Origin of the sequence: Pseudomonas sp. EL_65y_Pfl2_R95 (assembly GCF_963971045.1) — a bacterium.
GTDB lineage: Bacteria > Pseudomonadota > Gammaproteobacteria > Pseudomonadales > Pseudomonadaceae > Aquipseudomonas.
Genome location: NZ_CAXAOV010000002.1, coordinates 161555 through 181620 on the forward strand (window position 1 = coordinate 161555; position 20066 = coordinate 181620).

Here is a 20066-nt window from a genome sequence, read left to right on the forward strand (position 1 = left end):
ATGCAACCCGATCCAATTATTGTCATCGCTTGCGCGCTCACCATTGCGGTGATTCTCGCCAGTGCGGCAACTCATAAATTGCGCGCGCCAAGCAAATTTGCCAGTCAGGTCGACGATTATCAATTGCTCCCGACTGCTTTGGTGAAACCGCTATCGCGCCTGATTCCATTGATTGAGCTGACCATCGCCCTTGCCTTGCTGATCCCTGCCAGCCGGTTTATGGCCGCACCCATGGCGGCAGCTTTGCTACTGGGTTATGCGGTAGCCATTGCCATCAACCTATGGCGCGGCCGGCGCGATATTGACTGCGGCTGCTCAGGACCAGATCAAGCACAACCGCTGCGTCCGGTATTACTGGCGCGCAACAGTGTTTTGGCTGCGCTTGCAGTGGTCGCCAGCATCAGCCCACATGCCCGCGAAATGGGTATCTTTGATGGCTTTGTAGTGATCGCCGCCGCCGCCGTCGCCCTGCTTATTTATTCTGCTGCCGAAAGCCTGCTGGCCAACGGTCCTCGTCTCGCTAAACTTATTGGAAGGTAATTATGGAAGGCCTAATCGTCTCCAACGTTCTGCTCTGGGCACTGCTGCTGGCATTGGCATTTGCCGTGATGGGCTTGGTTCGCCAGATTGGCGTACTGCACTCGCGCCTAGCGCCAGCTGGCGCACTGATGGTCGACAAAGGCGTGTCGGTCAACGAGCCGGCGCCGCAAGTTACTGCCGCTGACCGTAAAGGTCGTCCGATTAACTTCGGCTACGCCAGTGAAAAAGGCCAGCTGCTGTTCTTCCTGTCGCCAACGTGTCCAATCTGCAAATCCCTGCTGCCCGCTATCAAGTCGATCGCCAAAGATCAGGCCGATCGTCTGGATGTGGTATTTGTCAGCGATGGCGACATGGAAGCTCAGGAAAAATTGATCCGCGAGCACAAACTCGAAGACGCCATCTACGTGGTCGGCCCAGAAGTCGGCATGACCTACCAGATCGGCAAGCTGCCGTACGCCGCCTTGATCGACAAAGCGGGCGTGCTGCGCTCCAAAGGTCTGGTCAACTCGCGCGAACACCTCGACAGCCTGTTTGAAGCTGAGCATCTGGGCAGCGCCACCCTGCAGCAATACCTGCATGGCCAGAACCAGTCTCAACCTCACACCCACGCCCACTAATTTAAGGAAAGGAGATCCCCATGAAACTGATCGACCTCCTGTTCGAACGCTCATCCCGGCGTGTTGCCGACACCACCTCGCGGCGCAAACTGCTGGCGCGCATGGGCAACCTGTTGGTCGCCGGTGCTGCCCTGCCCCTGCTGCTGCCTATCGACCGCACCAGCAAGGCACTAGCCGCCGAAGCACCCCAAGCCGGTGACCCAGGTGATCCGAACAGCTGCGATTACTGGCGTTACTGCTCCATCGACGGCTTTCTGTGCAGCTGCTGTGGCGGTAGCGTGACCTCTTGCCCACCCGGCACGGAGGCCTCGCAAGTCGCGTGGATTGGCACCTGCCGCAACCCGGCCGATGGCAAGGACTACATCATTTCCTACAACGACTGCTGCGGTAAGCACAGCTGCAACCAGTGCGCCTGTACCCGTAACGACAGCGAAGAACCGGCTTATCGTCCGTTTAACAACAACGACGTTAACTGGTGCCTGGCGGCTAAATCACACATCTACCACTGCACCGTTTCGGTGATCCGTGGTGTTGCGGTTTAACCTGCTTGTGCGCCGCCTGCTGATTGCAGGTTTGGTCTGCGCCATGGTTGCTCCGGCCGCCATGGCGCGCTCCATCCCTAACCCCAATCAGCGTCCTGCCCCCGGCAATGAAGCGCCGCAAACGCCCATTGCCCAGGCAGGCTACAGCAACTCAGTGAACTACGAGTTGCAGTGCGCGGGCTGCCATTTGGGTGATGGCACAGGCTCCAAAGCCAATGACGTGCCGAAGATGAAAGACTTTGTCGGTAACTTCCTCAAGGTTGAAGGTGGCCGCGAGTTTCTGGTGCGCGTGCCTGGCATGGCGCAGTCGGCCCTCAACGACGGGCAACTGGCGGCGCTGGTCAACTGGCTGATTCGCGAAGACGGCATGGCGGGCGCAAGCACCCCGCAAGATTTCAAACCCTACACCGCAGAAGAGGTCGCGCTGTTACGCCACAAGGCGATGCTCAATCTGCCCGGTACCCGTTCAAAGTTAATCGCCGAGATGCGCAGCCAAGGCATCAGCATCAACGACGGCATGGACGATTACTGAATACCGCTTCTTGTGATGCTCCGCTTTTACGCCCTGCGCAGGTCTGCTGCTCAGGGCGTTTTTTATTCTGTTTCGATCGTAGTGGACACGCTTCGCCTTGCCACAGCAAAGGTCCACAACCCTAAAGTGGGTGAGGTCTTTTTCACCCACCAACAGTGGCTCCAGAAGACCATACTATTGGCTGAACCCGAGGTCTTTGACTACTTGATCCATGATTGTCAGGCTTGGCAGTGTTCAAACCTACATATCCGCGTGCAAAAAAAAGCCCACCAATCGCGCTAACGAACGGCAGGCTTTTGCAGGGTTAGTTTAGTGAGCGATGCACACTGACTTAAGCTCGGTGTAGGACTCAATCACCGCGCGGCCAAACTCACGCCCCATACCGGACTGCTTAACCCCTCCGAATGGCATGTTTGGATCAAGCAGCACGTGGGCATTGACCCAGACAGTACCGGCATGAATCTTTGGCACCAGGTTCATCGCCTTGGTCAGGTCATTGGTCCACAGGCTGGCTGCCAGTCCGTATTCACTGTCGTTGGCCATGCGAATGGCTTCTTCATCAGTGTCGAAGGGAATCGCCGATAGTACCGGGCCAAACACTTCGGCCTTGGCCACAGCCATTGCCTGAGTGACATCTGCCAACACCGTTGGCCGAACGAAGAACCCCGCGCCTTCTACAGGTGTGCCGCCGGTGACCACACGCGCACCCTCGGCACGCGCCTGCTCAATGTGCTTGAGCACGCTTTGTTGTTGCTTGTGCGAAACCAGCGGGTTAATCGCGGCGGTTTGATCGAGGCCAGCACCAATAGGCATACCGGCTACCGCCTCGGCCAGACCTTGAACAAACGCCTCGTAACGCGAACGGTGGACATAGAAACGCGACGCCGCTGCGCACACTTGGCCGTTGTTCAACAGGCCGCCGAGCAAGGCACCTTGAATCGCCTTGTCGATGTCAGCGTCCTGCAGGATCACCATTGGGTTTTTGCCGCCCAATTCCAGGGCAAAGCGGGTCATGTTTTGCACGGCTGCAACGCCGACACTTTTGCCCACTGCGGTAGAGCCGGTGAAAGACACCTTATCAATACCCGGATGCGCGGCCAGCGCAGCACCGATGTTGACGCCACCGGTTACCAAGTTGAATACGCCCGCTGGAATACCGGCTTCGAATGCCAGCTCAGCCAATCGCAGTGCAGTCAGCGGGGTTTCAGTCGAAGGTTTGATAACCACCGTGCAGCCACAGGCCAATGCCGGCATCAGCTTCCATGCCGCAATCATCAGCGGGAAGTTCCACGGCACGATTCCAGCCACCACGCCAACCGGCTCGCGGCGGGCAAAGGCGGTAAATTTTGCCCCTTCAGGAATAGGGATCGACACATCCAGTGTCTGGCCTTCGATCTTGGTGGCCCAACCGGACATATAGCGCATAAATTCAACAGTGGCGTTGACATCAAGCATGCGCGCCATATTGATCGACTTGCCTTGGCTCAGCGTTTCCAGCTGCGCCAACTCTTCTGCGTGCTGCTCAACCAACCGGGTGAAGTCGAGCAGAATACGTTCACGGTCTGCCGGGCGCAGCCCTGACCAAACGCCAGCGTCATGGGCCTTGCGCGCCGCGGCGATGGCTTGATCCAACACCTCAGGCGTGGCATCTGCAACCTGCGCAATGGTTTCACCGGTGGCCGGGTTCAACACAGCCGATGATGGCCCCTGCGGCACAACACGCTCACCATTAATGAAGCAACCGTGTTGGCGGGCAAGAAACGCCTTAACTTCTGGCAGTAATTCAACATTGCTCATACACACACCTCATTATTCTTTATTGATTTCCGATTGCCCGAGGCAGCCGTCTTGAGCCGTATTCGGCCCTTAAGGGCTGCGGCCAAATTACTTTTGCTCACTGAGATAGCAGGCCACCGCTTTACGCCCGGCCTTATCATCCATGCCCATGTACGGCATATAGGTACCGGGAACGAAAGCCTGTGGTTGGGTGATAAAAGTCTGGATGCTGTCGGTATCCCAAGGCTTGGCGCGGTCCTGCATGGCCTTGGAATAATTGAAGCCTTCAAGGCTTCCCGACTGACGGCCGACGACGCCGAACAAGTCCGGTCCCATCATGCCGACGGTGCCCTTTTGTACTGAGTGGCAGACCGAGCAATCGGTATCGAATAGTTTGTGGCCTTGCTGCGTCTCGTCCGCTGAGCAGTTGATTGCGGCTTGCGCACCCTGAGCGACCAGCACCAGAACCAGCCCGGCCAAGCTCAGGCGCAATTGATTGTTTTGCATAACACCCACACCTCAAAAACCCGCCGTGACAACTGCTATTCACGGCCAGAGAAAAATACATCTCAAACACGGTGTCGCTGCCGAAGCACGCGCGGATTGAGAGCAATAACCGTCTGATTTTCTCTGCTGGGTTCGAGGCAGGCTTTGTCCTGCCTGCCAACTATGTTGGCAGGGCTGCCAAACCTGTGGTATCGCCGGCAGGTGTAGGGTCGCCACCCGCATGCACGGGCGAACGGTGAGGCGAATCAGCCTAGCTTAGTGGTGATAGCGCCTGCGGTATTCGCCCGGCGAAACGCCAAAGCGATTTTTGAATGCGGTAGAGAAATAGCTCGAATCGGAAAACCCCCACGCATAGCCAAGTGCCGAAAGCTTTTGCTCAGCCGTGGAGTGACGCAGCGACTCTGCGCAGAAATCCAAGCGGCGGTTCTTGATGTATTGCGCAACCACCAGGCCTTTCTTGGAGAACAAGCGATAGAGGCCACGAACGGAAACCCCGACTTCACGCGCCAGTAACTCTGGGCACAGTTCGTCGAGGCAAATGTGTTCATCAATAAAGCCAATGCACTTGCGGAACATGCGCTCATGCACGTCCATATCCATTGCCTCACCACCGATAACGGGCCGCAGCAGGCTGACAATAGCGTCGAGTGTGGCTTCGCTTTCGCACAAACTTAGCCCCTGCTGCTGGGAGGCATCAAGCACCAGGCGATTGGCCAGAATGGCGATCGGTGAGCTACCTGAAATTTTTTGCGCGCACTGCACGCGGCCAAAGCGCATGCTTTGTTCAACCATGCGTCGCGGCAATATGAGTGAAAGCTGACGGGAGTTTTCACTGTAAATGAAATCGCTGGGCAGGGTCGCGTCGATAAGGGTGATATCGCCGGGGTTGAGCACCACGCGCTTACCATCCTGCTCCATATGCGCTTGGCCGTGCAGCTGAAATGCCGCATAAAAATTCTGGCCTTCACTGCGTTCGATTTCGCGCCCGGTGCGATACAGCCGAGCTTGGGCAACATCGACAAAACTGAGCTTGATTGCCCCGGCTTTGTGCTCACGCACGGCGCCGAAGAACTCATTGCCCAATGTCTTAGCGCAAAAATTTCCACAGACTTGATTAATGTGGCTTAGCCACTGATCGAAGCTGTCAGTTCTTTGTGCATACGAAGTTGCCATCACACTTGGCCTCACATTTTTATTCTTGAAGAGCGATCTGCGCCGCCCCTGAAAAAATACCCATACCCAGACGCAGGCACCGGTACGAATAGCATAATTTAACCTATTTCAGCCCGCCAAAACGTCGATAAAAACCTTCTCCGACCTCCGGTAACGGGCCATCAGCTGTTTCCAGATTATTGTTCAGCCAGGCTTCGGCCTTGCTGTAAATCAGCCGGTAGATGTTACGGGCCAGCTGACGTGCTGCTCGACCTTCCCAATCGCCGGGAAGCAACTCAAACGGCAGTTGCGGGTCGCGCAGTAACAACTTGCGGTATTCGTGGATGAGCAAGGTTCGCGCCAGAAAGCAGTCCGATGGCTGCAAATCATCTTGTTCTCGCAAGACTTGCCACAGCGGCCTGAACATCTGAATAAATTCGCTGTAATGCGCGGCCAGCTCTTCCATGTCCCAACTCTCGCGCACCTGCTTGCGCAGGGCCTTGGAGGCCAGTACATCCTGGGCGGTGGTCTCGAACATGATGGTGTCTTCCAGCACGCCTAGCTCCTGCAAGGTGGCCACCACATCAGCGCGATCACAACTTGGACAGGCGAGCATCAACGGCGAAATCGCACCAAAACCTTGCCACTCAAATTCCTCGCGTACTTGCTTGCGCTTATCTGGGTCAAGCTGCGTCAGCAAAAGCAGGCACCATGAGCCATCCCAAGCAGGGAGGCTCGCGCTATAGACACGCTTGAAAGCTTTTTCGAATCGGCGACGCCCAGCGCCGGTCAGGCTGTAATAACTGCGGCGTCCGACTTTCTCAGCCGACAACCAGCCATCTTTGGCCAAGCGGAAAATCGAGGTACGGATCAGCCGTTCATTAATGCCCATTGGCTCGAGCAACTGGATCAAGCTACCCAGCCAGACCGTGCCGCCATGGGGTTCAACTGCATCACCGTACAGGGTGATGATCAGAGAACTGGCACGAATCGGCGTCTGCTCCTGAAAGCGCGTAATCAGCTGCTGCAGTGGGACTAATGACGTCATTGGGTTCCGACCTTGGAAAATGATGCCGAATATACCCGTTTGGCCAGGATGCTGGCCAATTGATCATGGGGCATACGCGCACTCACAAACTTTCGCCCTTGGTCCGGTATGCCCCGGCCTGCTGGCGCACGCGGTGGCTCTCGACTTCCGTCAGGGGCTGGCACTCAACCATCTGTTCAAGGCAACGCTGGGCCAATTGCTGGTACTCGCGGGTGCCCGCCAGCTTCCACGCTACTTCTTCATCAGTGAGTTTGCGCTTACTGATGGCGGGCGAACCCATGACCAATGTCTGCGCGTCACAACTGAAACCGGCTTTAACAAAGGCCGCAGCAGATACAAAAGAGTTGGCCCCAATCCTGGCGCCATCCATGACCACCGCATTCATGCCCACCAAGGCGTTTTCGCCAATCTGGCAGCCGTGCAGCACAGCGCCGTGCCCGATATGACCATTGCGTTCGACCAGGGTGTCACTGTCGGGAAAGCCATGCATCACACAGGTGTCCTGAATATTGGCTCCTTGCTGCAAAACAATCCGGCCAAAATCGCCACGCAGGCTCGCCAGCGGACCCACATAACATGCGGGACCAATAATCACATCGCCAATCAGCACTGCTGTCGGGTGCACATAAGCCGTTGGGTGCACCACTGGCGTCAGACCATTAAGGCTATAGCAGGGCATGGCTGACCTCTGTCACGACAAGGTACATAAGCGAGACCTCTGAACACGAAAGCGACATGCCATTCGCAGATTATTTATCATTTGCGTATCAAATCAAAATACAACTCAAAACACAATAATTGTGTATCGGATTTCACTACCCAAGCGCTAGGCATAAGGGCCTGTATAAACCCTAAGAAACGGCTATATCACCGATAGACATGCGACTTTATACAAGATCCCGGCATAACAACATCAACGATATAAGACACAAAAATATTAATTAAACGTATTGTTTTGTATCGCTTCATACGTATACTCGAATCACTCTCACCGACAACGCCTGCCGCTGGCAGGGCTGTCCCACAAAACAAAAAGTGACCGTATCGAGGGCACCTGCCATGCCTCAAATGCTCAACGTCTCGCCAGCCGAACAGGGCGTCAGACTTATCAATCTGCATCGCCCGGATGTGCTTAACGCCTTGAATACCGAGTTATTAGGTGAGCTGGCAGCAGCGCTCGCGGCGATTGAACAAGACCCCGATACCCGCGTTGTTGTGCTCACCGGCAGCCGCAAAGCATTTGCAGCAGGCGCTGATATCAATGAAATGGCCGAGCGCGATTTGGTAGGCATTCTTAACGACCCACGTGTTGCCCATTGGCAGAACATCAGTGCATTCAGCAAGCCGCTGATTGCTGCCGTAAATGGCTTCGCGTTGGGTGGCGGCTGCGAACTCGTTATGCACGCAGACATCATCATTGCCGGGGAAGACGCGAAATTTGGCCAGCCGGAAATCAATTTGGGCATCATGCCCGGCGCAGGAGGCACCCAACGCTTGCTGCGCGCTGTGGGTAAATCATTGGCCATGCAGATGGTGCTGTCCGGTGTGGCCATCGATGCACGCCACGCTGAGCGCGCTGGTTTGGTCAGCGAGGTGACTCAACCCGAGTTAACCGTCGAGCGTGCCATTGCCCTCGCCCGCCTGATTGCACAGAAAGCGCCACTGGCCTTGCGTCTGGCCAAGGAAGCGCTGCTCAAAGCACAAGACACTGACTTGGCCAGCGGCCTGCGATTCGAGCGCCACGCCTTCACGGTGCTGGCCGGAACGCAGGACCGCAAGGAAGGCATTGCTGCCTTTCAAGAAAAGCGCCCCGCACACTTTACCGGCCAATAAGCGCCGCCCGCCCTTTGCTTATCAAGAGAGCGTTACTGCCATGAACTTCGAACACATTCTGTTTTCCATCGACAATGGCGTCGCCCTGCTCAGCCTTAATCGTCCTGAGCAACTAAACAGCTTCAACACCCAGATGCACCTTGAGGTTCGTGAAGCCTTGAAACAGGTGCGCAACAGCGCCGAAGCCCGCGTTTTGCTGCTTACTGCCGAGGGCCGTGGCTTTTGCGCAGGCCAGGACTTGAGCGACCGCAATGTTGCGCCCGGCGCCGAAATGCCCGATCTGGGCGTATCGATTGAAACCTTCTACAACCCGATGATCCGTACCCTGCGCGACCTGCCCATGCCGGTTATTTGCGCGGTCAATGGGGTCGCCGCCGGAGCCGGGGCCAATATTCCACTGGTTTGCGACCTGACAATTGCCGCCCGTTCGGCCAGCTTTATCCAGGCGTTCTGCAAGATTGGTCTAGTCCCCGATTCCGGCGGTACCTGGAGCCTGCCGCGTTTAGTCGGCATGGCCAAGGCCAAAGCCATGGCCATGCTCGGCGAGCGCATTAGCGCTGAACACGCGGAACAACTCGGCCTGATTTACCGGGTAGTGGACGACGCCGACCTGCGCGAAGAAGCTCTCAAGCTTGCCCGCCATCTGGCTACGCAGCCCACCTACGGGTTGGCCCTGATCAAACGCGCATTTAACGCCAGCATGCACAACAGCTTCGATCAACAGCTCGAACTTGAACGTGACCTGCAGCGCCTCGCGGGACGCAGCGAAGATTACCGCGAAGGCGTCAGCGCCTTTATGAACAAGCGCACCCCGGAATTTAAAGGCCAATAAACATGCGAGCACTCAGCACAGAGGCAAAGATTGCTGTCATCGGCGCTGGCGCCATGGGCGCGGGTATTGCTCAGGTCGCCGCTCAGGCTGGCCACAGCGTCACGCTTTACGACATGCGTGACGGCTCGGCCGCGCAAGCCATTGACGCTATCGATCGGCAACTAGGCAAGCGCGTTGAGGCTGGCAAACTGGACGCTGACAAGCGCACCGCCACCGTTGCACGCTTAAAGGCTGCAGACTCGATTGAATCATTAGCAGACTCGGGCCTGGTGATTGAAGCCATAGTCGAAGACCTTGACGTCAAGCGCCGGTTGCTCACCCAGCTCGAAGCGCTGTGCAGCGCCGAGTGCATTCTTGCCAGCAATACTTCTTCGCTTTCAGTGACTGCGCTTGCAGCGGGCCTGCAGCATCCGGAGCGTGTCGTCGGCATGCACTTCTTTAATCCAGCGCCCGTGATGGCGTTGGTTGAAGTGGTCAGCGGCCTGGCCACCTCGCGCGCTACCGCTCGATGCATTCACAGCACCGCAGCGGCTTGGGGCAAAAAACCGGTGCATACCCGCTCGACACCCGGCTTTATCGTTAACCGGGTGGCGCGGCCCTTCTACGCCGAAAGCCTGCGCGCCTTGCAAGAAGGTGTTGCAGACTGCGCGACACTGGACGCCCTGATGCGCGATGCAGGCGCATTTCGCATGGGTGCATTTGAGCTGACCGATCTGATCGGCCATGACGTGAACTACGCCGTAACCTACTCGGTATTCAACGCCTACTACAACGACATGCGCTTTCAACCATCGCTGATGCAAAAAGAGTTGGTCGATGCCGGTCATCTAGGCCGCAAAAGTGGCCAGGGTTTTTACCGTTATGACGCCGATGCAGAGAAGCCCCGTGCCGATGAACTGAGCGCTGACAGTCCGGTTGAGACCTGCGTTGTAGAGGGTTCCTTAGGCGTAGCCGATGGCTTGATTGAACGAATAAAAGCAGCAGGCATCACGGTCATTCAGCGCGATGGTAGGGGCTTGCTGCGCGTTGGCGATGCTGTAGTCGCGCTCAGTGATGGACGCATGGCATGCCAGCGCAGCCAAGAAGAAGGTCAGGCCAACCTGATCCTGATCGACTTGGCTAAAGACTACGCCAACGCTTCGCGCTTGGGCCTTAGTTACGCCAAAGGCACCAGCAGCGAGGCGCTTGATCAAGTAGTAAGTCTGCTTGCCAAGTGCGAGATCAAAGCCAGCCTGCTTGCGGATACGCCCGGCCTGATTGTTTTACGCACCGTAGCCATGCTGGCCAATGAGGCCGCGGACGCCGCACTGCATAACGTCGGCAGCGCAGCAGATATCGACCTGGCCATGTGTGCCGGGCTGAACTATCCATTGGGCCCCCTGGCCTGGGCTGATCAAATCGGCCTGCCAGCCGTGCTGAAAACCCTGATTAACCTACAGGGCGCCTATGGCGAAGAGCGCTACCGGCCTTCTCTTCTGCTGCGCCGCCACGTTGCACAAGGGAGTCGTTTCCATGACTGATCACAGCGCAACTTTATTAGCCCAGGCTTGCACAGATGCGCTGTTCAATCGTGATATCGCCAGCCAACGCATGGGCATCAACGTGCTGACCAGCGGCCCGGGCACCGCCGAAGTCAGCATGCTTGTGCGTGAAGACATGATTCAAGGCGTCGGCACCTGTCATGGCGGCTACTTATTTGCGTTAGCCGATTCGGCATTCGCCATGGCCTGCAATACCTATAACGAAACCACCGTGGCCCTTGGTTGCAGCATTGATTACATCGCCCCCGGGTTCCAGGGCGACACCCTTAAAGCTGTAGCAGCCGAGCAAAGCCGCGGCGGACGCACGGGGAATTATGACGTGCGCATTGAAAATCAGCGCGGCGAGTTGCTCGCCCTGTTCCACGGTAAGTCTTACAAAGTGCGCGGCACCGTCCTCGCCCAGGAGAATGCAAATGACTGATGCCTTGATTATTGACGCCGTGCGCACGCCGATTGGTCGCTACGCCGGTGCGTTGTCCAGTATTCGCGCAGACGACCTTGGCGCGATCCCGATTCGCGCCCTGATTGAACGCAATCCGCAGGTTGACTGGTCGAGCGTCGACGATGTGATTTATGGCTGCGCCAACCAGGCAGGCGAAGACAATCGCAATGTGGCGCGCATGTCTGCGTTGCTCGCCGGTATTCCCGTGACGGTTCCGGGCACCACACTCAACCGCCTGTGCGGCTCGGGCATGGATGCAATAGGCAATGCTGCGCGTGCGCTGCGCTGCAATGAAGCCGGACTGATGATCGCTGGCGGGGTTGAATCAATGTCACGCGCGCCTTTTGTCATGGGCAAATCGGACCAAGCCTTTGGCCGTCAGGCAGACCTGTTCGACACCACCATCGGTTGGCGCTTTATCAACCCGGCACTGCAAGCACAGTTCGGCACCGACTCGATGCCAGAGACCGCAGAAAACGTCGCGGCACAGTTCGACATCTCACGCGAAGATCAAGATGCATTTGCGCTGCGCAGCCAACAACGTGCTGGCGCCGCTCAACTTAACGGCCGCCTCGCCCAGGAAATCGTCCCGGTGCGTATCGCCCAGCGCAAAGGCGCTGAAAAAGTAGTCGAGCAAGATGAGCACCCACGGGGCGATACTACCCTTGAGCAGTTGGCCAAACTGCGAACGCCCTTTCGCCAAGGTGGCAGTATCACCGCGGGCAATGCTTCCGGAGTCAACGACGGCGCCTGCGCATTGCTTCTGGCAAGCAGCGACGCCGCGCAGCGTCTCGGTCTCAAGGCTCGCGGCCGTATTGTCGGCATGGCCACAGCCGGGGTTGAGCCACGCATCATGGGTATCGGCCCGGTTCCCGCGACCCGCAAAGTACTGCAACTGACGGGTTTGTCGCTCGCCGACATGGATGTCATAGAACTCAATGAAGCCTTCGCAGCACAAGGCTTGGCGGTGTTACGCGAATTGGGTCTGGCTGATGACGATGCCCGGGTTAATCCCAACGGTGGCGCCATTGCCTTGGGCCATCCACTGGGCATGAGCGGCGCACGGTTGGTGACCACCGCCCTGCATGAATTGGAACACCGCCAAGCCCGCTACGCCCTATGCACCATGTGTATTGGTGTCGGCCAAGGTATCGCCATGGTGATTGAGCGCCTTTGAGCGGGTAACCCTAGCCCCCAACAACCGGGAGCGGCTACGCTGCTGACTGCTTCAGCGCCTTGGCCTGCTGTCACACAAGAATAAATAGAGTGATGTCATGAACATGAACGCCCAACCTGCCCTGCTGGACCCGATGGAAACCGTCAGTGTTGATGCCCTGCGTCAGCATCAACTGGACCGTATGCGCTGGAGCCTGAACCACGCCTACAACAACGTGCCCCTTTATCGTCAGCGTTTCGACGAACTGGGCGTGCATCCGGACGATTTAAAAAGTCTCGAAGATCTGGCCAAGTTTCCCTTTACCGGCAAAAGTGACCTACGCGACAACTACCCCTTCGGCATGTTTGCCGTGCCGCAATCCGAAGTGGTGCGAGTGCATGCATCCAGCGGCACCACAGGCAAACCAACCGTGGTCGGCTACACCCAAAATGACATCGATACCTGGGCCAACGTGGTCGCCCGCTCGATTCGAGCGGCAGGTGGCAGGCGCGGCGACAAGGTGCATATTTCCTACGGTTATGGCCTGTTCACCGGCGGCCTCGGCGCCCATTACGGTGCCGAGCGTTTGGGCTGCACGGTAATTCCAATGTCTGGCGGACAGACTGAAAAGCAGGTTCAGCTGATCCGTGATTTTCAGCCAGATATCATCATGGTCACGCCATCTTACATGCTCAATCTCGCCGATGAGATTGAGCGCCAAGGCTTAGACCCGCACAAGTTGGCCCTGCGTTTAGGCATCTTCGGCGCTGAACCCTGGACCGACGAGTTGCGCAGTTCGATTGAGCAACGGCTGGGCATCACCGCGCTGGATATATACGGCCTCTCCGAAATCATGGGACCAGGCGTTGCCATGGAGTGCGCAGAAACCAAAGATGGTCCGACTATTTGGGAGGACCATTTTTATCCGGAAATCATTGACCCCGTCACCGGCGCAGTATTGCCGGACGGCCAATTGGGTGAGCTGGTCTTCACCTCATTGAGCAAAGAAGCCCTGCCAATGATCCGCTATCGCACCCGCGACCTCACCCGCCTGTTACCTGGCTCGGCACGGCCCATGCGGCGCATGGATAAAATCACCGGGCGTAGCGACGACATGCTGATCATCCGCGGGGTGAACGTGTTTCCCACACAGATTGAGGAACAAGTGTTAAAAATAAAACAACTTTCCGAATTTTATGAGATGCATCTGTATCGCAATGGCAATATGGATAGCGTCGACGTGCGGGTTGAATTGCGCCATGGCCTGGAAGGCATGGATGAAGGCCAGCAAAAGCTGATTGGCCTTGAACTGGCCAAGCAAATCAAAACCCATGTGGGCATCAGCACCCGGGTCTTCATCCAGCCCTTTCATAGCCTCCAGCGTTCTGAAGGCAAGGCTTGCCACGTGATAGACAAACGTAACGCCAACTAATAAAGCCTTCCCTTGCCCCGCTTATGCGGGGCTTTTTTTTGCCTGCTGAAAACTTCCGGGTCTCCACATCGATCACACCGCTGGTCGGCGATTATGGGTTAATCGCAAAAAACAATTACGACACAACAATTATCATTTGATATTTATTTCTGTATCATTTAAAAATACACCCAAGATTACAGCCCTCTAATAAAAGCCATCGCTGGAGGCACAGCATGTACGCACAACTCGTTGAGACTGGCGTTAAACGTCTCAAATCCCTGGATGAAATGGAGCCACAAGAGCGCGCCTTCCAGGAACGTATCGACGCCGAGATCAAGATCGAAGCCAAGAACTGGATGCCCGAGGCATACCGGCAAACCCTGATCCGCCAAATTTCTCAGCATGCCCACTCAGAAATCGTTGGCATGCTGCCCGAGGGCAACTGGGTCACGCGCGCCCCTTCGCTCAAGCGCAAGTTACAGCTAATGGCCAAAATCCAGGACGAAGCAGGCCATGGCCTGTACCTGTACAGCGCCATGGAAACCCTGGGCGCTGACCGCGATGCAGAAATCGCCAAGATGCACAGCGGCAAAGCCAAGTACTCAAGCATCTTCAACTACCCAACCCTGAGCTGGGCCGACATGGGCGCAGTGGGCTGGCTGGTTGATGGCGCGGCCATCGTTAATCAGGTGGTGTTGCAACGCACCTCATATGGCCCCTACTCAAGGGCAATGGTGCGCATCTGCAAAGAAGAGAGCTTTCACCAGCGCCAGGGTTATCAAATGCTGCTGACAATGATGCAAGAAGGTACTCAAGCGCAAAAAGACATGGTTCAGGATTCGATCAACCGCCTCTGGTGGCCATCGCTGATGATGTTCGGTCCAAGTGATGAGCATTCGCCGAACAGTGCTCAATCGATGGCGTGGAAAATCAAGCGCCAGAGCAACGATGAACTGCGCCAACGCTTTGTCGACCAGACCATTCCCCAGCTCGAACTACTCGGCTGCACCGCGCCAGACCCGGACCTGAAATGGAACGAGGAGCGCGGCCATTACGATTTCGGTGAAATCCAGTGGGATGAGTTTTATGAAGTTCTCAAAGGCAACGGCCCCTGTAATCAGGAGCGCGTAAGCAAACGCCGCAATGCCATTGAAAGCGGTGCATGGGTTCGCGAAGCCGCCGTCGCCTATGCCCGCAAACAACAACTAAAACGCGACCTCGCCTGATCGCAACCCACGGAGATTACTGCCATGTCTGACTGGACCCTTTTTGAAGTTTTCGTGCGCAGCAAGCACGGCCTTAACCACAAGCACGTGGGCAGCGTACATGCCGCCGACGCAGCCATGGCCCTGGAAAACGCTCGCGAGCTGTACACCCGCCGCAATGAAGGCGTGAGCCTGTGGGTTGTGGCCTCGGCGCTGATCACTGCCTCTTCCCCGGACGAGAAAGAGCCGCTGTTCGATCCATCCGACGACAAAATCTATCGCCACGCCAGCTTTTATGAATTGCCGGCCGAAGTCGGCCACATGTGAGGTTGCAGATGAACGATGATCTGATCCAATACTTGCTGCGCCTTGGCGATACTGCACTGATCCAGGGCCAGCGCTTGTGCGAATGGTGCGGCAATGCGCCGGCCATTGAAGAAGAGCTGGCGCTGATGAATGTCGGCCTCGACCTGGTTGGCCAGGCGCGCAACTGGCTGGAATATGCCGCTGAGCTGCTTGACGATGGCCGCAGCGCGGATGACTTGGCCTTTGGTCGTGATGAGCGCGGCTACCGCAACCTGCTGTTGGTTGAACAACCCAATGGAGACTACGCGGTCACCATGACCAAGCAATTTCTGTATGACGCCTGGCACTTTGCAGTCTTGCAGCAACTGTGCAACGTCGAGGATGAGCGCATCGCCGGTATCGCAGCCAAGGCGCTCAAGGAAGTCACCTATCACCTGCGCCGCTCCAGCGAGTGGGTGCAGCGTCTGGGTGATGGCACCGCTGAAAGCCACAATCGTATGCTGGCCGCGACCGAACAGCTTTGGCGCTTTACCGTCGAGCTGACCTCCGCCGATGAAGCCGAGCAACGTATAGCAGACGCCAATCTGGGCGCAAACCCAGTAGTCGTGGCTCAAGAATGGCTAACTAGGGTTACCCAGGTTTTCGAGCTTGCGACTCTGCCAGTGCCGGGCCCGGCCAATTACTTCTACCTCAGCGCTCGCAAAGGGCTGCACACCGAGCACCTAGGCTTGATCCTGGCCGAGATGCAATACCTGCCACGGACTTACCCCAATGCAACCTGGTGATCTGATCACCAGCGATCATGGCGCCCGCCCTGGCTCGCCCAGCGATATTGCGGCCGCCTGGCAGGTACTGAACGAGGTGATGGACCCCGAAGTGCCGGTGGTCAGCGTGGTCGATCTGGGCATCGTGCGTGAAGTCGATTGGCTGCATGGGCACATACACCTTGTAGTCACACCGACTTACTCGGGCTGCCCCGCCACCGAGGTGATCGAGGATGACATTCGCCTGGCACTGGAGCAGGCGGGGTTTTCCGCCCCCAAACTGGAGCGTCGCCTGACGCCCGCCTGGAGCACCGACTGGATCAGCGATGAGGGCCGCGAGCGCCTGCGTGCATACGGTATTGCCCCACCAGTGGGCAGTAGCAGTAAACGCAGCTTACTGGGCGAAAGCCCAACCATTTGCTGCCCACAGTGCAACAGCCCCCATACAGAACTGCTCAGCCAGTTCGGCTCCACCGCCTGCAAGGCGTTGTACCGCTGCCGCGACTGTCTTGAGCCGTTCGACTATTTCAAATGCATCTGAGCGCAGCATCGCCGGAGAATAACAATGAGCAAGTTTCATAATCTGAAAATCAAGGAAGTCCGTGCTGAAACCCGTGATGCGGTGTCGGTTGCTTTCGAGATCCCCAGCGAACTGCGCGAAGAATTCCGCTTCACTCAGGGTCAGCATCTGGTCATGCGCACCCAGATCAATGGCGAAGAAGTGCGCCGCTCCTACTCGATCTGCACCGGGGTCCACGATGATGACCTGCGTGTTGCCATCAAACGAGTCGGCGGCGGCCTGTTTTCGTGCTACGCCAACGAAACCCTCAAAGCCGGGCACAGCGTCGAAGTGATGCCGCCCAGCGGATCCTTCCACGTTGAGTTGGACCCGGCGCGCCGTGGCCATTACCTAGCAGTGGCAGCGGGCAGCGGCATCACGCCAATCCTCTCGATCATCAAGACCACCTTGCAAACCGAACCAAACAGCCGCTTTACGCTGCTGTATGGCAACCGTTCCAGCAACTCAACACTGTTTCGCGACCAACTCAGCGACCTAAAGAACCTTTACCTGCAACGCTTGAACATCATTTATCTGTTCAGCCGCGAACAACAAGATGTCGACCTGTACAACGGCCATATCGATGCTGATAAGTGCAGCCAATTGTTTAAAAACTGGCTCGATGTGACCACCCTGGAAGCCGCTTTTATCTGTGGCCCGCAAGCCATGACCGAAACCGTGCGCGACCAACTCAAAGTCAGCGGCATGAAGGCCGAGCGTATTCATTTCGAGCTGTTCGCCGCCGTCGGCAGCGACCTTAAACGGGCAGCACGCCAAGCCGCGGCGGTGGTTGATAGCGCATTGTGTCAGATCACCGTGACCAGCGATGGCCACAGCAAAAGCTTCGAGCTGGCCCGCAACAGCTTGAGCATTCTTGATGCCGGAAACGCCCAGGGTGCCGAGCTGCCTTTTTCGTGCAAGGCCGGTGTTTGCTCAACCTGCAAATGCAAAGTGCTTGAAGGCGAAGTTGAGATGGACAGCAATTTTGCCCTTGAGGACTACGAGGTCGCCGCGGGTTACGTCTTGTCCTGCCAGAGTTACCCATTGAGCGACAAAGTGGTGCTCGACTTCGACGAACTTTAAACCCATAGCGCTGCGCAGGATGACTGCGCCTTAAACGCCCGCGCAGACACCAACCGGCTGCGCCGTGCATTCGCCTGAGCGCTCAGGCCCGCCTATTTCGGAGAATTCAAATGTCGCAACAGACTGTCTTGCAAAGCTTTATTGGTGAACGCTGGATCGGCCAACATGCCGCGCAATCATTACGCAGCGCGATTAATGGTCAGAACATCGCCTACACCCATGAAGAAACCCTGGACTTCGCCGAAGCCGTGGCCCATGCCCGCCAGCGCGGTATCAGTGAGTTAATGGCAATGGACTTCCAGCAGCGGGCACAGCGCCTCAAGGCGCTGGCCAAATACCTGCTGGAACACAAAGAACAACTTTATTCACTGGCCCATCACAGTGGCGCAACCCGTGCCGATAGCTGGATTGATATTGAAGGCGGCGCCGGCACCCTATTCACTTACGCTGGAATCGGCTCGCGCGAGATGCCTTCTGGCAATGTCGTTCACGAAGGCCCGGCCATGGCGCTAGGCAAACTCAACTCCTTCGCCGGCACCCATATTCTGGTGCCACGCGGCGGAGTGGCGGTACACATCAATGCGTTTAACTTCCCGATCTGGGGCATGCTGGAAAAATTTGCACCCAGCTTCCTCGCGGGCATGCCGTGCATTATCAAACCGGCCACGGCGACCAGCTACCTCACTGCAGCCACAGTGCGCATGATGCACGACTCCGGCTTGCTTCCAGCCGGCAGCCTGCAGTTGATTATCGGCAGCACCGGCGACTTGCTCGACCGCATGCAAGGGCAGGATGTGGTGACCTTTACCGGCTCAGCCGATACCGCAGCCAAACTGCGGGTCAATCCAAACCTGATTCGAAACTCGGTGCCCTTAAACGCCGAAGCTGACTCGCTGAACTGCGCGATCCTGGCGCCCGAGATCACCCCGGACGATCCTGAGTTTGACCTGTTCGTCAAAGAAGTTGCGCGGGAGATGACGGTTAAATCCGGGCAGAAATGCACTGCAATACGCCGCGCTATCGTCCCGGCCAAGCACATTGACGCCGTGGCCGAGCGCTTGCGCGCACGCCTTGCCAAAGTGGTTGCCGGCGACCCAGCGGTAGAAGGTGTACGCATGGGCCCACTGGCCTCCCACGCCCAACAGGCCGATGTGGCTGAGCGCATTCAGGCCCTGCTCAATAGCAGTGACATGCTGCTAGGTGCTGGCGATGGCTTTTCACCCTTGGGTGAAGGGGTGGCAGAAGGCGCCTTCTGCGCACCGACTTTGCTAATGGCTCGCGATCCGCATGCCGAAGGCGGTGCCCACGACATCGAGGCCTTTGGTCCGGTCAGCACCCTGATGGCCTATGACGACATTGACGAAGCCATTGCGCTGGCGGCGCGTGGCAAAGGCAGCCTGGTTGCCAGTTTGATCACCAAAGATCCGCAGGTTGCTGCGCGCGTTGTGCCCGCAGCCGCGGCCCTGCACGGCCGCCTGCACATTCTCGACCGTGAATCAGCAGCAGAATCCACCGGCCACGGCTCGCCTCTGCCCGTGCTCAAGCACGGCGGCCCCGGCCGCGCTGGTGGCGGCGAAGAGCTAGGGGGGCTGCGTGCAGTTAAGCATTATCTGCAACGCGCTGCGGTACAGGGGTCGCCGAGCATGCTGATGGCCGTGACGGGTGAATACGTGCGCGGCGCCAAGCTGTATGAGACCGAGGTACATCCGTTCCGCCGTTACTTTAATGAGCTGAAAATCGGCGAATCCTTGCTGACCCACAGACGCACCGTTACCGAGGCTGACCTGGTCAACTTTGGCTGCTTGTCCGGTGATCATTTCTATATGCACTTCGATGACATTGCGGCCAAAGAGTCGCAGTTTGGCAAGCGCATTGCCCATGGCTATTTTGTGTTGTCGGCCGCCGCAGGCTTGTTTGTCTCACCTGGCGTTGGCCCGGTGCTGGCTAACTACGGTCTGGATACCTTGCGTTTTGTCAGCCCGGTGGGGATTGGCGACACCATTCAGGCACGCCTGACCTGCAAGCGCAAAATTGACCAAGGCAAAGTCAGCCCTAAAGGCGAGCCGCAAGGCGTGGTTGCCTGGGATGTTGAAGTGACCAATCAGGATGGGGAACTGGTTGCCAGCTACGACATTCTGACCTTGGTACTCAAGCGTCAATAATTGAAGTTACGCACGGTGGATGGCGCACGGAGTCATCCACCGTTTTGGCCTGAAT

At 57.2% G+C, this 20066-nt stretch carries 21 protein-coding genes; 16 read left to right on the plus strand and 5 right to left on the minus strand.

Annotated elements, in window-relative coordinates; translation table 11 throughout:
• From AACY09_RS08540 to AACY09_RS08555, 4 genes are read left to right on the plus strand one after another with little or no spacing between them, the layout of a single operon-like run.
• Positions 1-540 carry a MauE/DoxX family redox-associated membrane protein gene (locus AACY09_RS08540; RefSeq protein WP_339487285.1) on the plus strand — a complete coding sequence of 180 codons (540 nt, stop codon included), beginning with the start codon at positions 1-3 and terminating at the stop codon, positions 538-540.
• Positions 541-542: 2 nt separating this feature from the next.
• Complete coding sequence (mauD, locus tag AACY09_RS08545; RefSeq protein WP_339487286.1) at positions 543-1157, plus strand: methylamine dehydrogenase accessory protein MauD; 615 nt, start codon at positions 543-545, stop codon at positions 1155-1157.
• A gap of 20 nt (positions 1158-1177) precedes the next feature.
• Positions 1178-1699, plus strand: a complete 522-nt coding sequence (locus AACY09_RS08550; protein WP_339487287.1) for a methylamine dehydrogenase light chain — start codon at positions 1178-1180, stop codon at positions 1697-1699.
• Positions 1700-1706: 7 nt separating this feature from the next.
• The gene (locus AACY09_RS08555; protein ID WP_339487858.1) at positions 1707-2231 is read left to right on the plus strand and encodes a cytochrome C; all 525 of its coding nucleotides are present in this window, start codon (positions 1707-1709) and stop codon (positions 2229-2231) included.
• 309 nt (positions 2232-2540) lie between these two features.
• Here AACY09_RS08555 and AACY09_RS08560 read toward each other — a convergent pair whose 3' ends face one another.
• The 5 genes from AACY09_RS08560 to paaY all read right to left on the minus strand — a co-directional run bounded on the left by AACY09_RS08560 (position 2541) and on the right by paaY (position 7393).
• Complete coding sequence (locus tag AACY09_RS08560) at positions 2541-4028, minus strand: aldehyde dehydrogenase family protein (protein WP_339487288.1); 1488 nt, start codon at positions 4026-4028, stop codon at positions 2541-2543.
• 87 nt (positions 4029-4115) lie between these two features.
• Entirely contained in the window at positions 4116-4514 is a 399-nt protein-coding gene (locus AACY09_RS08565; protein ID WP_339487289.1) for a c-type cytochrome, read from the minus strand.
• Between the two features lie 255 nt (positions 4515-4769).
• Entirely contained in the window at positions 4770-5687 is a 918-nt protein-coding gene (gene feaR, locus AACY09_RS08570) for a transcriptional regulator FeaR (RefSeq protein WP_339487290.1), read from the minus strand.
• 103 nt (positions 5688-5790) lie between these two features.
• Positions 5791-6714 carry a phenylacetic acid degradation operon negative regulatory protein PaaX gene (paaX, locus tag AACY09_RS08575; protein ID WP_339487291.1) on the minus strand — a complete coding sequence of 308 codons (924 nt, stop codon included), beginning with the start codon at positions 6712-6714 and terminating at the stop codon, positions 5791-5793.
• A gap of 82 nt (positions 6715-6796) precedes the next feature.
• Entirely contained in the window at positions 6797-7393 is a 597-nt protein-coding gene (paaY, locus tag AACY09_RS08580) for a phenylacetic acid degradation protein PaaY (protein ID WP_339487292.1), read from the minus strand.
• Between the two features lie 380 nt (positions 7394-7773).
• Between paaY and paaF the strand changes: the two genes are divergently transcribed.
• From paaF to paaZ, 12 genes are all read left to right on the plus strand, one after another.
• Positions 7774-8547 carry a 2,3-dehydroadipyl-CoA hydratase PaaF gene (paaF, locus tag AACY09_RS08585; protein WP_339487293.1) on the plus strand — a complete coding sequence of 258 codons (774 nt, stop codon included), beginning with the start codon at positions 7774-7776 and terminating at the stop codon, positions 8545-8547.
• 40 nt (positions 8548-8587) lie between these two features.
• Positions 8588-9379 carry a 2-(1,2-epoxy-1,2-dihydrophenyl)acetyl-CoA isomerase PaaG gene (paaG, locus tag AACY09_RS08590; RefSeq protein WP_339487294.1) on the plus strand — a complete coding sequence of 264 codons (792 nt, stop codon included), beginning with the start codon at positions 8588-8590 and terminating at the stop codon, positions 9377-9379.
• Positions 9380-9381: 2 nt separating this feature from the next.
• Positions 9382-10899: a 3-hydroxyacyl-CoA dehydrogenase PaaH gene (gene paaH, locus AACY09_RS08595; protein WP_339487295.1), complete on the plus strand. Its 1518-nt coding sequence runs from the start codon at positions 9382-9384 to the stop codon at positions 10897-10899.
• Positions 10892-11341: a hydroxyphenylacetyl-CoA thioesterase PaaI gene (paaI, locus tag AACY09_RS08600; protein WP_339487296.1), complete on the plus strand. Its 450-nt coding sequence runs from the start codon at positions 10892-10894 to the stop codon at positions 11339-11341. The genes paaH and paaI overlap by 8 nt, the downstream gene beginning before the upstream one ends.
• Positions 11334-12539: a 3-oxoadipyl-CoA thiolase gene (pcaF, locus tag AACY09_RS08605; RefSeq protein ID WP_339487297.1), complete on the plus strand. Its 1206-nt coding sequence runs from the start codon at positions 11334-11336 to the stop codon at positions 12537-12539. Before paaI ends, pcaF begins: the two co-directional genes overlap by 8 nt.
• A 97-nt stretch (positions 12540-12636) precedes the next feature.
• Positions 12637-13950 carry a phenylacetate--CoA ligase PaaK gene (gene paaK, locus AACY09_RS08610; protein WP_339487298.1) on the plus strand — a complete coding sequence of 438 codons (1314 nt, stop codon included), beginning with the start codon at positions 12637-12639 and terminating at the stop codon, positions 13948-13950.
• 215 nt (positions 13951-14165) lie between these two features.
• Positions 14166-15158 (plus strand): 1,2-phenylacetyl-CoA epoxidase subunit PaaA, encoded by a 993-nt coding sequence (paaA, locus tag AACY09_RS08615; RefSeq protein WP_339487299.1) that lies wholly within the window; start codon positions 14166-14168, stop codon positions 15156-15158.
• A 24-nt stretch (positions 15159-15182) separates the two neighbouring features.
• Positions 15183-15464 (plus strand): 1,2-phenylacetyl-CoA epoxidase subunit PaaB, encoded by a 282-nt coding sequence (gene paaB / locus AACY09_RS08620; protein WP_339487300.1) that lies wholly within the window; start codon positions 15183-15185, stop codon positions 15462-15464.
• 8 nt (positions 15465-15472) lie between these two features.
• The gene (paaC, locus tag AACY09_RS08625; protein ID WP_339487301.1) at positions 15473-16228 is read left to right on the plus strand and encodes a 1,2-phenylacetyl-CoA epoxidase subunit PaaC; all 756 of its coding nucleotides are present in this window, start codon (positions 15473-15475) and stop codon (positions 16226-16228) included.
• A complete protein-coding gene (paaD, locus tag AACY09_RS08630) occupies positions 16215-16748 on the plus strand; it encodes a 1,2-phenylacetyl-CoA epoxidase subunit PaaD (protein WP_339487302.1) in 534 nt (177 codons plus the stop codon). The genes paaC and paaD overlap by 14 nt, the downstream gene beginning before the upstream one ends.
• 24 nt (positions 16749-16772) lie before the next feature.
• Positions 16773-17849, plus strand: a complete 1077-nt coding sequence (gene paaE, locus AACY09_RS08635) for a 1,2-phenylacetyl-CoA epoxidase subunit PaaE (protein ID WP_339487303.1) — start codon at positions 16773-16775, stop codon at positions 17847-17849.
• A 110-nt stretch (positions 17850-17959) separates the two neighbouring features.
• Entirely contained in the window at positions 17960-20011 is a 2052-nt protein-coding gene (gene paaZ / locus AACY09_RS08640; protein ID WP_339487304.1) for a phenylacetic acid degradation bifunctional protein PaaZ, read from the plus strand.
• Positions 20012-20066: the final 55 nt, after the last annotated feature.